Here is a 14350-nt window from a genome sequence, read left to right on the forward strand (position 1 = left end):
TCGCGACGGCAACCACACGGGGCCACCGCGGTGGCGGCCGGGTCAGTGCCCCACAGTAACGTTGGCGCTGTGAATGATCTATTCAGTGCCGCGGCGGAGGACGACGAGTCGGATGACTCACCTGCCGGTGGCGTCCGTGCGCCCGGCGTCGTGCGGCCCCGCAGCCCCCTCGCCGTGCGCATGCGGCCGCGCACCCTGGACGAGGTCGTGGGGCAGCAGCATCTGCTCGGCCGCGGATCACCGCTCCGCACGCTCGCCGGCGAGCATGACCCCGGGGCCCACGCGGCGCCGTCGTCCGTGATCCTCTGGGGCCCGCCCGGTACCGGCAAGACGACCCTCGCCCACGTGATCGCGCGCGGCCAGGGCCGGAAGTTCGTCGAGCTGTCCGCCATCACCGCCGGGGTCAAGGACGTCCGGCGCGTCATGGACGACGCCCTGACCTCCCGGGACCTGTACCGGCAGACCACCGTGCTGTTCCTCGACGAGATCCATCGCTTCAACAAGGCCCAGCAGGATGCCCTGCTGCCCGGCGTGGAGAACGGGTGGGTGGTGCTGATCGCCGCCACCACGGAGAATCCCTCGTTCTCCGTGGTGTCACCGCTGCTGTCCCGCTCGCTCCTGCAGACACTCCGGCCGCTGGACGAATCGGACATCCGAGGCCTGCTGCAGCGCGCCGTCGATGACGAGCGCGGCCTGGCGGGCACCGTGGAACTCTCGGAGGAGGCCCTCGAGCACCTCGTCCGCCTGGCGGCCGGTGACGCGCGACGCGGCCTGACGGCGCTGGAAGCGGCGGCCGGCGTCGCACACTCCGAACGGGAACCGCAGCCTGGCGCCCACCGGGGCGGCGAGGACTGGATGGACGGCGAGGACGACGGCGGCGAGGGCGACGACGCAGGCGAGGACGCGGCGCCTGTCCTGGTCACGCTGGACCACGCGGAGAAGGCCGTCGACGTCGCCGCCCTGCGCTACGACCGCGCGGGCGACCAGCACTACGACGTAGCGAGTGCCTTCATCAAGTCCCTCCGCGGGTCGGACGTCGACGCCGCGCTGCACTACGTCGCACGGATGCTCGAGGCGGGGGAGGACCCCCGGTTCATCGCCCGGCGACTGATGATCTCCGCGTCCGAGGACGTGGGGATGGCCGATCCGACCGCCCTCCAGACCGCGGTCGCGGCCGCCCAGGCGGTGCAGCTCGTCGGCATGCCCGAGGCACGGATCATCCTCGCGGAGGCAGTGGTGCACATCGCGACCGCCCCGAAGTCGAATGCGGCGTACAACGGCATCAACGCGGCCATCGCGGACGTGAGGGCGGGCCGGGGCCAGGGGATCCCCGCCCACCTGAGGGACGCGCACTACCCGGGGGCGTCGCAGCTCGGGCACGGGAAGGGCTACGTGTACTCGCACGACGAGCCGCACGGCATCGCGCTGCAGCAGTACGCACCGGATGACCTCGTGGGGCGCAACTACTACGAGCCGACGGACCGGGGCGTCGAGCGGGACATCGCCTCGCGCCTGGCGAAGCTCCGGCGGATCATCCGCGGGAAGTAGCGCCGGGAACAGGCCCGACACTGCCTGGTACATCCCGACACTGCCCGGCGAGGCGGTGCCAGGCGGTGCCAGGTGGTGCGGGTGCACGGGCGCGCGGTTCGGTGGCCTACGATTCGGTGGCCCGGCGGGCCGGCTGCTAGCATTGAAGGCTGACTGGCAAGTCGTCGTGTACCAGCCTTCCTCCCCGTGCCGTTCCGCAGGTTTCCTGCTGCCCGGCGCGGAGTGGTGGCCAGGGTCGCAGCGAACTGTAGTACCGGGAAGCGGCCAATCCCGGCTCTCCGCAAGTGGAGGCCAGCGACACCAGAAGTGCGGACGCCCCCGTGGCGCAAGTCCGTTCCTTCGCCGCAAAAACATCGAAAGGTAAACGTGGCTAACAACACACGTGCCCGCCGGAAGGTCCGCATCTCGCGTGCCCTCGGCATCGCTCTGACCCCCAAGGCAGAGAAGTACCTCGAGCGTCGGCCCTACGCGCCGGGCCAGCACGGCCGTGCGCGTCGCAAGCAGGACAGCGACTACGCCGTACGCCTGCGCGAAAAGCAGCGTCTGCGCGCCCAGTACGGTATCCGCGAAGCACAGATGACCCGTGTCTTCGAGGAAGCCCGCCGTACCGCAGGCCTGACCGGTGAGAACCTGATCGAACTGCTCGAGATGCGTCTCGACGCCCTCGTGCTCCGTTCGGGCTTCGCCCGCACGATCGCCCAGGCCCGCCAGCTCGTCGTGCACCGTCACATCATGGTCGACGGCGCCCGCGTGGACCGCCCGTCGTTCCGCGTGGCCGAAGGCCAGCTCATCCACGTCCACAGCCGCAGCGAGACCATGGTCCCGCTCCAGGTTGCTGCCGCTGGTGCGCACCGCGACGTCCTCCCCGCCGTTCCCGGCTACCTGGACGTCCAGCTCGACAAGCTCCAGGCGCGCCTCGTGCGTCGCCCGAAGCGCTCCGAGGTCCCCGTGACCTGCGAAGAGCAGCTCGTCGTCGAGTACTACGCACGCTAGTCGCGCAGGCTGACCGTATCCGGCAGCCTCGAGCGAGAAGTGCAGACCAAGAGCCCGCGGCACACGCCGCGGGCTCTTCGTTCTGTAAGGTACTAGGAGCAAGAATTCCCATGCCCGCCCGAGAGGCGGTGCACCCCTGCGTAAAGGAGACCGCCCATGTCAGGTGGAGATATTGCGGGCCTGATAGCTGCTGGCGTGTTCGCCGTCCTGGTCCTGCTGCTGGCCGTGCCGATCTGGAAGCTCGGCCGCGTGTTCGACGAGCTGCGCAAGGCCATCCGCACCGTCACCGACGAGACGACCCCGCTGATCGAGGAGGTCACCAGCACGGTGAGCACCACCCACCAGCAGCTCAGGACCGTCGACGGCATCACGTCGAACGTCTCCGACGCGTCGGCCAACATCTCCGCCCTGTCGTCGCTCGTCGCCGCCACGATCGGCTCTCCGCTCATCAAGGTGTCGGCGTTCTCGTACGGTGTCCGCTCGGCCCTCGCGGGCCGGAAGTCGCCTGCGCGCCGTCGGCGCAGCCGCTAGTCCCCCACCGAACCGGAGAGAACGATGATCAGAAGAGCCTTCTGGCTGGCAGCCGGCATCACGATCGGCGTCGTCGCCGTACGCAAGGTATCCCAGGCCAGATCGAACCTCGGGCCCGAGGGCCTGAACCGCGCCGTCGGGCAGATCAGTGACAGCATCGCGGACTTCGCGGACACGCTGCGCACAGCGATGGCCGAGCGCGAGGGTGACCTCCGCGCCGCGCTCGGTGTCGACGCTCCTGCCGCGTCCGACGCCGGTACCGCCGACGCGCTGCCCACCCCGCGCCGCGCCATCCGCTAGGACGGCCCGCAGCTCCTGCCCCGCACGCCGCCCAGCGCGACGTGTCCTGACCGCGCCGTGTCCTGGCCGCGGCCCAGCTTTCCGCAGCACGGGCTTGCCGATGCTCCCGCTCGCCGCGTCCCGACCACCAGAAGGATTGCCCCATGAAGTCCCACGAGATCGCCAGCCGCTGGCTGAGCTACTTCGAGAAGAACGGGCACACCGTCGTGCCCTCGGCGTCGCTGATTTCCTCCGACCCGTCGCTCCTGTTCACCGTCGCCGGCATGGTGCCGTTCATCCCCTATCTCACGGCGCGCGAAGAGGCTCCCTACAGCCGGGCGACGAGCGTCCAGAAGTGCATCCGCACCGGTGACATCGAGGAGGTCGGCAAGACCGCCCGCCACGGCACCTTCTTCCAGATGTGCGGCAACTTCTCGTTCGGCGACTACTTCAAGGCCGACGCCATCCGTCTCGCCTGGCAGCTGCTGACCAGCGACGTGGCCGACGGCGGCTTCGGGCTGCCGGCGGAGAAGCTCTGGATCACGGTCTACCACGAGGACGAGGAAGCGCTGGCGATCTGGCGTGACAGCATCGGCGTCCCCGCCGGACGCATCCAGAAGATGGGCAAGAAGGACAACTACTGGTCCACCGGCCAGCCCGGCCCCGCCGGGCCCTGCTCCGAGATCTTCTATGACCGCGGACCCGAGTACGGCGTCGACGGCGGGCCCGAGGCGGACGACACCCGCTACGTGGAGATCTGGAACCTCGTCTTCATGCAGTACCAGCGCGGCGAAGGCACCGGCAAGGACGACTTCGAGATCCTCGGCGAACTGCCGAAGAAGAACATCGACACGGGGCTGGGCCTCGAACGCCTCGCGATGATCCTGCAGGGCGTCGAGAACATGTACGAGACGGATCAGGTGCGCCCCGTGCTCGACCGGGCTGCCGCACTCAGCGGCAGGACCTACACGAGCGCGGAATCGCCCGACGACCCGCACCACACGGACGACGTCCGCATGCGCGTGGTGGCCGACCACATCCGGTCCTCCCTCATGCTCATCGCCGACGGCGTCACGCCCTCCAACGAGGGCCGCGGCTATGTGCTGCGCCGCCTGATCCGCCGTGCCGTCCGGGCCATGCGCCTCCTCGGTGTCGAGAAGGCGTGCCTGCCCGAGCTCCTCCCGGCGTCCCGGGACGCGATGAAGGGCGTCTACCCCGAGGTCGAGAAGGACTTCGAGCGGATCAGCCGCATCGCCTACGCCGAGGAGAAGGCGTTCCTGCGGACCATCGCCTCCGGCACGGCACGGCTGGAGGAAGCGGTCCGTGAGTCCCTGTCCGAGCAGCGCCCGCTGTCCGGACAGGATGCCTTCACACTGCACGACACGTACGGCTTCCCGATCGACCTGACGCTCGAGATGGCGGAGGAGGCCGGCCTGGCGGTCGACGCCGACGGCTTCCGCTCGCTCATGCTCGAGCAGCGCCAGCGGGCCCAGGCGGACGCCCGCGGCAAGAAGGCCGGGCACGCCGACCTCTCCGTGTTCAACGAGCTGCTCGGACGCGGCCAGACGGTCTTCACCGGCTACGACGAGCTGACGTCCGAAGCGACCATCATCGGCGTGCTCGACAAGGGCGCGTCGGTCCCGAGTGCACTCCAGGGCGACGAGATCGAGCTCGTCCTCGACCAGACCCCGTTCTACGCGGAGGCGGGCGGCCAGGCGGCCGACGTCGGGCTGATCACGGGGAACGGCTTCGTCGTCGAGGTCCTGGACGTCCAGCGGCCCGTCAAGGGCCTCAGCGTGCACCGCGCCGTCGTGCGGGAGGGCGAGGTCGCCCAGGGCGCGACGGTCACGGCCTCCGTCGACCGCCAGCGCCGCCACGCGGGGGAGCAGGCGCACTCCGGCACGCATATCGTCCACGCGGCCCTGCACGAGATCCTCGGTCCCGAGGCGCTGCAGCGCGGCTCGTTCAACAAGGCGGGCTACCTGCGCTTCGACTTCTCGTGGGGCGAGGGCATCAGTGCCGCGGCCCGGTCCGAGATCGAGGAGGTCTCGAACATCGCGATCCGCAACAACTACGAGGTCGAGACCAAGATCATGTCCCTGGCGGATGCCAAGGCGCTCGGCGCCACCGCCCTGTTCGGCGAGGCGTACGGGGAGACCGTCCGCGTGGTCGAGATGAACGCCGACTTCTCCCGGGAACTCTGCGGAGGCACGCACGTGGCGTCGACGTCCCTCATCGGGAGCCTGACGCTCCTCGGCGAGCAGTCGGTCGGGTCCGGCAACCGGCGTGTCGAGGCCCTCGTCGGGCTCGACGCGTTCCGCCACCTGGCGGCAGAGCGTGCCCTCGTCTCCGAGCTCTCCGACATGCTGAAGGTGCCCTCGGCGCAGCTGCCGGAGCGCCTCTCGGCGACCCTGAACAAGCTGAAGGCGGCCGAGAAGGAACTCGACCGGCTCCGGAAGGAACAGCTGGCCGTCGCTGCAGGATCCCTCGTGGACACCGCGGTCGACGTCGACGGCGTCCGCCTCATCGCGCACGACGCCGGCGAGATCGGTGGCGCGGACGAACTGCGGACGCTCGTCCTCGATCTGCGCGGGCGCCTCGGGTCCGATGCCGCCGTCGTCGCTGCAACCGGTGTCTCCCAGGACCGTCCGCTCGTGCTCGTCGCCACGAACGAGGCCGCCCGGAGCGCCGGTGTCAAGGCAGGGGCGCTGGTGCGCACTGCGGCGAAGATCCTCGGTGGCGGCGGTGGAGGCAAGGACGACGTCGCGCAGGGCGGCGGGTCCGACGCGTCCCGCATCCCCGAGGCGCTCTCGGCCATCCGCACCGCCGTAGCGGAGCGCTGACGCCTCCGTGGGAGACGACGGTTCCGGAGCGGCGTCCGGCACGCAGGACGCCGCTCCCTACCCCTTCGGCCCGAAGCTCGGCGTCGACGTGGGCCAGGTCCGGGTCGGCCTCGCGGGATGTGACAGGGACGGACTGCTGGCGACGCCGATCCGCACGCTGAAGCGCGACGCGCGGAAGAACTACGACATCCGGATCCTCGTGCGGGAGGCCGTCGAGCGGGGCGTCGTGGAGATCTTCGTGGGACTTCCCCGGAACCTCAGCGGCCGCGAGGGGGCATCCGCCGAGATGGCAAGGACCTATGCGAAACTCGTCGTCGAGGAACTTAACCGACAGTCCCTCGTGGTCCCGGTACGCTTGGTGGATGAGCGGCTGAGTACGGTGTCGGCCCACCGCTCGCTTCATGCCGCTGGTCTGAGTAGCCGTGAGCATCGTAAGGTAGTGGATCAAGTGGCTGCTGTCGAAATACTCCAGCACGCCATCGATATGCAACGTTCACGTGGACGGGACGTGGGGGATCCGGTTCCTGCGCGTGACGCAGCGGGCATCCAGGGCCCGCTGCTGACCCCTACAGAGGAGCCAGTTATCAAGGACATTTCGCCGAGCAGGAGGGATGCGGAGTCGTGAACGACGGTAGCCGCAATTCCACTGCATCGCAGGACCCTAGCGACGTCGACGCGTACTACGAGGATGACGGCTACGCGCATCCCGAGCCCGTCGAGGAATTCTTCGCAGCGCAGGACACCCCCGCACGGACGGCGCAGCGCCCCTCCAAGGCCAGGCAGCGCCGGCGACGCCGCCGTACCGTCGTCGTGCTCGTCGTCCTGCTGCTGTTCGCCGGTATGGTCTTCGGCGTCGCGCTGATGCTGCGCGACATGCTCGGCCTCAACAAGGTGACCGACTACCCCGGTCCCGGCGGCGAGGAGACCGTGTTCACGGTGCCCGAGGGAGCCGGCGCCCTGGCGATCGGCACCGGCCTCGAGAGTGCCGATATCGTCGCCGACTCCGCCACGTTCATCACGGCGCTGTCCGCGATCTCCGAAGGACGAGAGGTCCAGCCCGGCGAGTACGAGATGCGCCTGCAGATGCCGGCGGCCGACGCCGCCGAGGCGCTGCTCGGGGCCGACCCGTCGCTCGTCTCGTACGCCGCCGTCGCCCGCGACCTCCGGCAGGGCGAGGTCTTCGACATCCTCAGCGAGTCCACCGGCATTCCGCGCGCGGAGTTCGACGCCCTCGCGAAAGATCCCACGCAGTTCGGCCTCCCGTCGCAGGCGCTGTCGCTCGAGGGGTACCTCCACCCGGGCGAGTACCGCTTCGACGTCGAGGCGACGGCCCCGCAGATCATCGAGGAGATGGTCAAGGCCACGACCGACCGCCTCGCCGAGGACGGCGTCACGGATCCGGCCAAGCAGTACGAGATCCTGACGATCGCCAGTATCGTCCAGGCCGAGGCCGGCGAGGGCGACTACGCCACGGTGGCCGGCGCGATCAACAACCGGCTCACGCCCGGCAACACCGAGACCAGCGGCCTCCTGCAGTCCGACGCGACCGTCGCGTACGGCCTGGGGAAGCGCACCTACCAGCTCAGCGAGGAAGAGAAGGCGGACGCGTCGAACCCGTACAACACCTTCGCGAATCCCGGTCTCCCGAAGGGTCCCATCGGCTCCCCGAGCGACGAGGCGATCGACGCGACGGTCAACCCGGCGGACGTCCCGTTCTACTTCTGGGTGACGGTGAACCTCGACACGGCGGAGACCAAGTTCTCCGAGACGTATGCGGAGCACCTGGGCTACGTCGCCGAGTACGACGCATGGTGTGCCGACCACCCCGGACGGTGCGATTAGGTGCATCCGGAGGTATCGGCCCGGACTCTCCGGGCCGCCGTGATCGGTTCGCCGATCGGACACTCGAAGTCGCCGCTGCTGCACGCCGCCGCCTACCGCGCCCTGGGCATCGCCTGTTCCTACACGGCGATCGACGTCGATGAGCTGTCCCTCGAGGAGTTCCTCGGCACCGTGCGGTCCGACGACGGCTGGCGCGGCCTGTCCGTCACCATGCCCCTGAAAGCCGGCACAGCACGGCTGACCGACACCACCACCGAGCTGGCGACCGCGCTGGGTGTCGTCAACACGGTCGTCGTCGACGGCGACGGAGACCACCGCGTGCTCACCGGGCACAATACGGACGTCGCCGGCGTGGCGCACGCCCTGGGCGGTGCCGGGGTGGGCACGCCCACCCGTCCCCTCATCATCGGCGGAGGAGGCACGGCCGCTGCCGCCGTCGCGGGACTGGCGCGCCTCGGCGCCTCGACCACGCGCGTCGTGGTGCGGCGCCCGGAGGCAGCCTCCGACCTCCTGCGGATCGGGGCGCTCCTCGGCATCGACGTCGAACTGCAAGCCTGGCCGCAGGTCGGTGCTGCGCTGCGCTCCGCGGACGTCGTCGTCTCCACGCTGCCGCCGCGCGCCGGGGACCCCCTCGCCGCCTCGCTCGACGACGGCTTCCGGACCGACGGCACGCTGCTCGACGTGGCCTACGACCCGTGGCCGAGCGCCCTGGCCGCCGCGTGGCAGCGCGCGGGCGGCAGGATCGTCCCCGGCCTCGACATGCTGCTCCACCAGGCCGTCGAGCAGGTCCGCCTGTTCTTCCCGGACGTGGTGCAGGACCCGGCGTCCGTCTTAAACGTGATGTGTGACGCAGTGGGGGCTCCCCGGCGCTGAAGCCCGGTGCCCTGCATGGCAGTATGGAAACCATGTTGCGTTGGTTGACGGCAGGAGAATCCCACGGTCCGGCCGTGGTCGGGATCATCGAGGGAATGCCCGCGGGTGTGGGCATCACGAGCAGCGATATCCAGGAGGCCCTGGCACGCCGGCGTCTCGGGTACGGACGCGGCGCCCGCATGAAGTTCGAGCAGGACTCCGTCCGCATCCTCGGCGGTGTCCGCCACGGCCTCACGCAGGGCGGTCCCGTCGCCATCGAGGTGGCGAACACCGAGTGGCCCAAGTGGGAGAAGATCATGTCCGCGGATCCCCTCGGCGAGGAGGACGCCGCGGAACTCGCCGTCTCCGCACGCAACGCCCCGCTCACGCGGCCCCGGCCCGGGCACGCCGACCTCACCGGCATGCAGAAGTACGGATTCGGCGAGGCCCGTCCCGTCCTCGAGCGTGCGAGTGCCCGCGAGACCGCCACCCGGGTGGCACTCGGCACCGTGGCCGCCAGGTTCCTCGAGGGCCTCGGCATCCGCCTGGTCAGCCACACGGTGTCCATCGCCACCGTGTCCGTGCCCGAGGATGCCCCGCTGCCCACGCCGAGCGACGTCATCGCCCTCGACACCGACCCCCTGCGCTGCTTCCACCGGGACACCTCGGACGCGATGGTGGCCGAGGTGGACGCCGCCCACAAGGAGGGCGAGACCCTCGGCGGCGTCGTCGAGGTGGTCGCCTACGGCCTGCCGCCGGGACTCGGGAGCTACGTGCACTGGGACCGGCGCCTCGACTCACGGCTGGCGGCCGCCCTCATGGGAATCCAGGCCATCAAGGGTGTGGAGGTCGGTGACGGCTTCGAGACGGCGGCGCGCCGCGGCACCGCGGCACACGACGAGATCGTGCGAAACGACGACGGCAAGATCGTCCGTGCCAGCAACCGGGCAGGCGGCATCGAGGGCGGCATGAGCATCGGTGACGTCCTCCGCGTGCGCGCCGCGATGAAGCCCATCGCCACGGTGCCGCGGGCCCTGCGCACCGTGGACGTGAGCACCGGCGCGTCCGCCCGGGCGCACCACCAGCGGTCGGACGTGTGCGCGGTACCTGCTGCCGGCGTCGTCGCCGAGGCCATGACGGCCCTGGTGCTGGCCGAGGCCGTCACCGAGAAGTTCGGCGGCGACTCCCTCGCGGAGACCGCCCGCAATCTGCGCAGCTACCTCGAGAACATCCCGGAGTTCCTGGACTCCGCCGGGGTCTGATGCAACGGAACCACCCCGTGGTCCTCGTGGGACCGATGGCCTCCGGCAAGTCCGCGGTGGGCCGCATGCTCGCGCAGCGGACCGGTGCCCGCTTCATCGACTCGGACCGCGAGATCGTCGAGCGCCACGGCAGCATCAGCACCATCTTCGAGGAGCAGGGCGAGCAGGCGTTCCGGACCCTCGAGGCGAGCATCGTCGGCGAGGCGCTCGGGGCCGGGGACGCCGTCGTCTCGCTCGGCGGGGGAGCAGTGCTCCATCCGGACACGCAGGCCCTGCTGGCGCAGGCCACCGTGGTCTTCCTCGACACCGACGTCGCGACCGTGCTGCCGCGCATCAGCGGGGACACGGGACGGCCGCTCCTCGCCGAGCGTCCCGCCGAGCGGTGGCAGGAACTGTACGACGAGCGGCGGCCCCTCTACGCCGCGCTGGCGACGGTCGTGATGGACACCCGCGGCCGGTCGGTGCGCGAAGTGACCGACGCCGTGCTCTCAGCCCTCGGGAACGCCCCCGGACCATCCCGCGACAGCGTCGCGGCACCATCGAACGATCTGAACGAGGAAAGCGGGACGAACCCCCATGGCGACTGACGAAGCGACCATCATCCCTGTCACCGGGAGTACTCCGGAGAACACGTACGACGTCGTCGTCGGACGGGGGCTGCTCGGCCGGCTTCCCGCGATCCTCGGGGAGCGTGTCCACCGCGTGCTGGTGATCCACCCGAGGGCGCTGCGGGCGACCGGTGACACGGTACGTGCCGAGCTGGCGGACGCCGGCTTCACGGCCGTGACCGCCGAGATCCCCGACGCCGAGGAAGGCAAGCACATCCAGGTGGCGGCGTTCTGCTGGCAGGTGCTCGGCCAGAACGACTTCACCCGCTCGGACGCCGTCGTCACCGTCGGGGGTGGCGCGGTGACTGACCTCGGCGGGTTCGTCGCGGCGACCTGGCTGCGCGGCGTCCGGGTGGTGCACCTTCCCACCAGCCTGCTCGGCATGGTGGACGCCGCCGTCGGCGGCAAGACCGGCATCAACACGGCGGAGGGGAAGAACCTCGTGGGCGCCTTCCACCCGCCCGCCGCCGTCCTCGCCGACCTGGACGCCCTGGCCACGCTGCCGAAGAACGAGCTCGTGACCGGGCTCGCCGAGGTGGTCAAGTGCGGCTTCATCGCGGACCCCGTCATCCTGGACCGAATCGAGCAGGACACCGCGGCCGCCACGGACGCGGCATCGCCTGTGCTGCGCGACCTCGTCGAACGCGCCATCCGGGTGAAGGCCGACGTCGTCTCCGAGGACCTGCGCGACACGGGCCGCCGCGAGTACCTCAACTACGGCCACACCCTCGGCCACGCCATCGAACTCGCCGAGCGGTACTCCTGGCGGCACGGCGCCGCCGTGTCGGTGGGCCTGGTCTTCGCGGCCGAACTCTCCCGGATGGTGGGACGGCTCAGCGACGCGGACGCCGACCGCCACCGGAGCATCCTCGAGTCCCTCGGCCTGCCGGTGACGTACCGGCGGGACCGGTGGGCGTCGCTGCTCGACGGGATGCGCCGCGACAAGAAGTCGCGCGGTGACCTCCTCCGCTTCGTCGTGCTGGACGGCATCGGCCGCCCCGGCATGCTCGAGGTCCCCGACACCTCGCTGCTGTTCGCCGCCTACCAGGAGATCGCCTCCTGATCACCCCCCACGCTGCACAGGGTAGACTGGACCGTGGACTTTTAGCGCGCTTCCGCGTGCCCGCTGTGCCTCGGCCGGCCCATCCATCCGCGAAACCGACGAAAGTGAATCTGTGGCGACCACGAACGACATCAAGAACGGCACTGTGCTGAAGCTCGAAGGCAACCTCTGGAACGTCCTCGAATTCCAGCACGTCAAGCCTGGCAAGGGTGGAGCATTCGTCCGCACCAAGCTTCGCAACATCCTTTCCGGCAAGGTCGTCGACAAGACCTTCAACGCAGGCCTGAAGATCGAGACGGCCACCGTGGACCGCCGCGACTACCAGTACCTGTACAAGGACGGCGAGGACTTCGTCTTCATGGACACCTCGGACTACGACCAGATCACGGTGCCCGGCAAGACCGTCGGCAACGCGGCGAACTTCATGCTCGAGAGCCAGATGGCCACCATCGCCCTGCACGAGGGCTCGCCCCTGTACGTCGAGCTCCCCGCGTCCGTGACGCTGGAGATCACCTACACGGAGCCGGGCCTGCAGGGTGACCGCTCCACCGGCGGCACCAAGCCCGCCACGGTCGAGACCGGCCACGAGATCCAGGTGCCGCTGTTCCTCGGTACCGGCACCAAGGTCAAGGTCGACACCCGCACGGGCGAGTACCTGGGACGCGTCAACGAGTGAGTGCACGCAGTAAGGCCCGTCGCCGGGCCCTGGACATCCTCTTCGAATCCGAGCAGCGCGGCATGCCGGCCCTCGAGGTCATCCGCGCCCGCCGCGAGAAGACGGACATGGTCATCGCCGACTACACGGTGGACATCGTGGAGGGCGTCCTGGAGCACCAGGAGCAGATCGACGAGTTCCTCAGCACCTACTCGCAGGGGTGGACGCTCGACCGCATGCCCGCGGTCGACCTCATGATCCTGCGCATCGGCAGCTGGGAGCTCCTGTACAACGAGGACGTCCCCGACGGCGTCGCCGTCAGCGAGGCCGTGGAGCTGGCAAAGATCCTCTCCACCGACGAATCACCCAAGTTCGTCAACGGGCTCCTCGGCCGGCTCCAGCAGCTCAAGCCGACCCTGCTCGCGTAAGGCCCTGCAGGAACCAGTCCCGCAGCGCTCTCCAGAAGCTCCCGTCGTCCCTGGACGACGGGAGCTTCTGTGCTCCCGGACCGCCTCCCCGCCCTGCAGGATGCAGGGACGGCGGAAGCCGGCGGAGTGGACGCCTCGCGGTTCAGCGTGCGGCCGAGGCCAGCTCGAAGATCCGTGCGCGGCGCTGCGTGGCTTCCTCGAGCAGGACGCGCTCCTGCCCGGCGTAGTCGGCGTCGCGCCGCCCGCCCAGCAGGCGCTGCCGCGTGTAGGCGATGCGCGCCCCGGTGCGGATGAATTCGCGCATGTCCTGCTTCGCCCCGACGGACTGCGCCCAGGCGAGCGCCTGTGAGCGCCCCGGGCGCGTCGCCAGCATCCTCACCTCCTCCGGCGTGAACCAGCCGGCGCGGGCGTAGTCGCCGAGGCGCGCCTCCGTCAGGCGCCGCTCGGACCGGCGAAGAACCACCACCGAGATCACGGCGACGATGAACAGCGGCACCTGGACCACGAGGTAGAACAGGAGGAAGTTGTGGAACAGCACGAGGGTACCGCCGTTCCAGAGCATGTGCCCCGCCATCGCGGGGATCAGTCCGAGGACGAACGCCGTCAGGATACGGGCGTTGCCCCCTCCTCGGCTGAGTGCGAAGCCGAGGACGAACCCGAGGAGGGACGTGAACATGACGTGCGCGAAGGGGGAGAACAGGCCGCGCAGGATGAATACGCTGACCAGGGCGCCCGCGGTGCCGGACTCCCTGACGGCCGATCCGAAGTACAGGATGTTCTCGGTGAAGGCGAAGCCCGCCGCGACCGTCCCCGCATAGACGATGCCGTCCACGGGGCCGTCGAAGTGGCTGCGGCGCGTGTAGACCAGGATGAGGACGCCGAGGCCCTTGGCGAACTCCTCGACGAGCGGCGCCTGCAGGACCGGGCCGATGACCTCCGGCGAGGTCGTCTCCAGCGCGGTCCCGAGGAGTTCCACGACGTAGGTGCCGAGCAGCAGGGCCACGACGACCGAGGCGCCGGCGCCCCAGAGGAACGCGAACAGCAGGGCACCGCGGGGTTCGGGGTCCCACCTGTCGATCCAGCGCAGGCCGAGCAGGCAGATGCCGAGGGGCACGAGGGCGAGGATGCCGCAGAGCACGAACGCGGACGGACCCAGGGACAGCGAGAGCAGGAGGAGGACGCCTGCGACGACGAGGGCCGCGACGATCACGAGCAGGACGTTCAGGACGCCGTGGCGGCGCGGCGGCGGCTGGTTCCAGACCGGCCGGAAGGGGTGCCCGCCGGTCGGGGTGGGGGCCGGACGGTGCTGCCGCACCGTGGTGTCGCCCCACCAGCCCGGGTGCGGGGAGAAGGAGGTGTCGTGGCGGCCGGAGCCCCGGGCCTCGTTCCACTGCGGGCCGCCTGCGCCCGCTCCGTGATTGTTGATCGCCATGGTGCAACCCTAGG

The 14350-nt window shown here is 70.1% G+C and carries 14 protein-coding genes; 13 read left to right on the forward strand and 1 reads right to left on the reverse strand.

The features are described from left to right. Positions 1 to 69 precede the first annotated feature (69 nt). The 13 genes from P5G52_RS11095 (at position 70) to nusB (ending at position 12904) form a co-directional block, all read left to right on the forward strand. Positions 70 to 1548, forward strand: coding sequence for a replication-associated recombination protein A (locus P5G52_RS11095; protein WP_301227354.1), 1479 nt, complete (start codon positions 70 to 72; stop codon positions 1546 to 1548). Between the two features lie 366 nt (positions 1549 to 1914). After that, entirely contained in the window at positions 1915 to 2541 is a 627-nt protein-coding gene (gene rpsD, locus P5G52_RS11100; protein ID WP_301227356.1) for a 30S ribosomal protein S4, read from the forward strand. Between the two features lie 156 nt (positions 2542 to 2697). After that, positions 2698 to 3072: a DUF948 domain-containing protein gene (locus P5G52_RS11105; protein ID WP_087075824.1), complete on the forward strand. Its 375-nt coding sequence runs from the start codon at positions 2698 to 2700 to the stop codon at positions 3070 to 3072. Positions 3073 to 3096: 24 nt separating this feature from the next. Then, positions 3097 to 3372 carry a hypothetical protein gene (locus P5G52_RS11110; protein WP_301227358.1) on the forward strand — a complete coding sequence of 92 codons (276 nt, stop codon included), beginning with the start codon at positions 3097 to 3099 and terminating at the stop codon, positions 3370 to 3372. A 143-nt stretch (positions 3373 to 3515) separates the two neighbouring features. Continuing rightward, positions 3516 to 6194, forward strand: coding sequence for an alanine--tRNA ligase (gene alaS, locus P5G52_RS11115; protein ID WP_301227360.1), 2679 nt, complete (start codon positions 3516 to 3518; stop codon positions 6192 to 6194). A gap of 7 nt (positions 6195 to 6201) precedes the next feature. Continuing rightward, positions 6202 to 6819 (forward strand): Holliday junction resolvase RuvX, encoded by a 618-nt coding sequence (ruvX, locus tag P5G52_RS11120; RefSeq protein WP_301227362.1) that lies wholly within the window; start codon positions 6202 to 6204, stop codon positions 6817 to 6819. Continuing rightward, positions 6816 to 8036, forward strand: coding sequence for an endolytic transglycosylase MltG (mltG, locus tag P5G52_RS11125; RefSeq protein ID WP_301227364.1), 1221 nt, complete (start codon positions 6816 to 6818; stop codon positions 8034 to 8036). The genes ruvX and mltG overlap by 4 nt, the downstream gene beginning before the upstream one ends. Then, a complete protein-coding gene (locus P5G52_RS11130) occupies positions 8037 to 8909 on the forward strand; it encodes a shikimate dehydrogenase (RefSeq protein WP_301227366.1) in 873 nt (290 codons plus the stop codon). A 32-nt stretch (positions 8910 to 8941) separates the two neighbouring features. Beyond that, positions 8942 to 10150 (forward strand): chorismate synthase, encoded by a 1209-nt coding sequence (gene aroC, locus P5G52_RS11135; protein WP_301228774.1) that lies wholly within the window; start codon positions 8942 to 8944, stop codon positions 10148 to 10150. After that, on the forward strand, positions 10150 to 10737 hold the full coding sequence (locus tag P5G52_RS11140; protein ID WP_301227368.1) for a shikimate kinase: 588 nt from the start codon (positions 10150 to 10152) through the stop codon (positions 10735 to 10737). The genes aroC and P5G52_RS11140 overlap by 1 nt, the downstream gene beginning before the upstream one ends. Beyond that, on the forward strand, positions 10727 to 11821 hold the full coding sequence (gene aroB, locus P5G52_RS11145; RefSeq protein WP_301227370.1) for a 3-dehydroquinate synthase: 1095 nt from the start codon (positions 10727 to 10729) through the stop codon (positions 11819 to 11821). The genes P5G52_RS11140 and aroB overlap by 11 nt, the downstream gene beginning before the upstream one ends. A gap of 112 nt (positions 11822 to 11933) precedes the next feature. Continuing rightward, on the forward strand, positions 11934 to 12497 hold the full coding sequence (gene efp, locus P5G52_RS11150) for an elongation factor P (RefSeq protein WP_087075808.1): 564 nt from the start codon (positions 11934 to 11936) through the stop codon (positions 12495 to 12497). Further along, positions 12494 to 12904, forward strand: coding sequence for a transcription antitermination factor NusB (nusB, locus tag P5G52_RS11155; RefSeq protein ID WP_087075807.1), 411 nt, complete (start codon positions 12494 to 12496; stop codon positions 12902 to 12904). The genes efp and nusB overlap by 4 nt, the downstream gene beginning before the upstream one ends. 142 nt (positions 12905 to 13046) lie before the next feature. Here the strand turns inward: nusB and P5G52_RS11160 are convergent, their stop codons facing one another. Further along, positions 13047 to 14336 (reverse strand): PrsW family intramembrane metalloprotease, encoded by a 1290-nt coding sequence (locus P5G52_RS11160; protein ID WP_301227373.1) that lies wholly within the window; start codon positions 14334 to 14336, stop codon positions 13047 to 13049. Between the last annotated feature and the right edge of the window lie 14 nt (positions 14337 to 14350).

The organism is Arthrobacter burdickii (genome assembly GCF_030433645.1).
Taxonomy (GTDB): Bacteria; Actinomycetota; Actinomycetes; order Actinomycetales; family Micrococcaceae; genus Arthrobacter_D; species Arthrobacter_D burdickii.

Coding starts and splice junctions, on each gene's coding strand:
- P5G52_RS11105 (WP_087075824.1), top strand. CDS start 2,698: ATGTCAGGTGGAGATATTGCGGGCCTGATAGCTGCTGGCGTGTTCGCC.
- P5G52_RS11140 (WP_301227368.1), top strand. CDS start 10,150: ATGCAACGGAACCACCCCGTGGTCCTCGTGGGACCGATGGCCTCCGGC.
- aroB (WP_301227370.1), top strand. CDS start 10,727: ATGGCGACTGACGAAGCGACCATCATCCCTGTCACCGGGAGTACTCCG.
- P5G52_RS11160 (WP_301227373.1), bottom strand. CDS start 14,336: ATGGCGATCAACAATCACGGAGCGGGCGCAGGCGGCCCGCAGTGGAAC.
- aroC (WP_301228774.1), top strand. CDS start 8,942: ATGTTGCGTTGGTTGACGGCAGGAGAATCCCACGGTCCGGCCGTGGTC.
- P5G52_RS11110 (WP_301227358.1), top strand. CDS start 3,097: ATGATCAGAAGAGCCTTCTGGCTGGCAGCCGGCATCACGATCGGCGTC.
- alaS (WP_301227360.1), top strand. CDS start 3,516: ATGAAGTCCCACGAGATCGCCAGCCGCTGGCTGAGCTACTTCGAGAAG.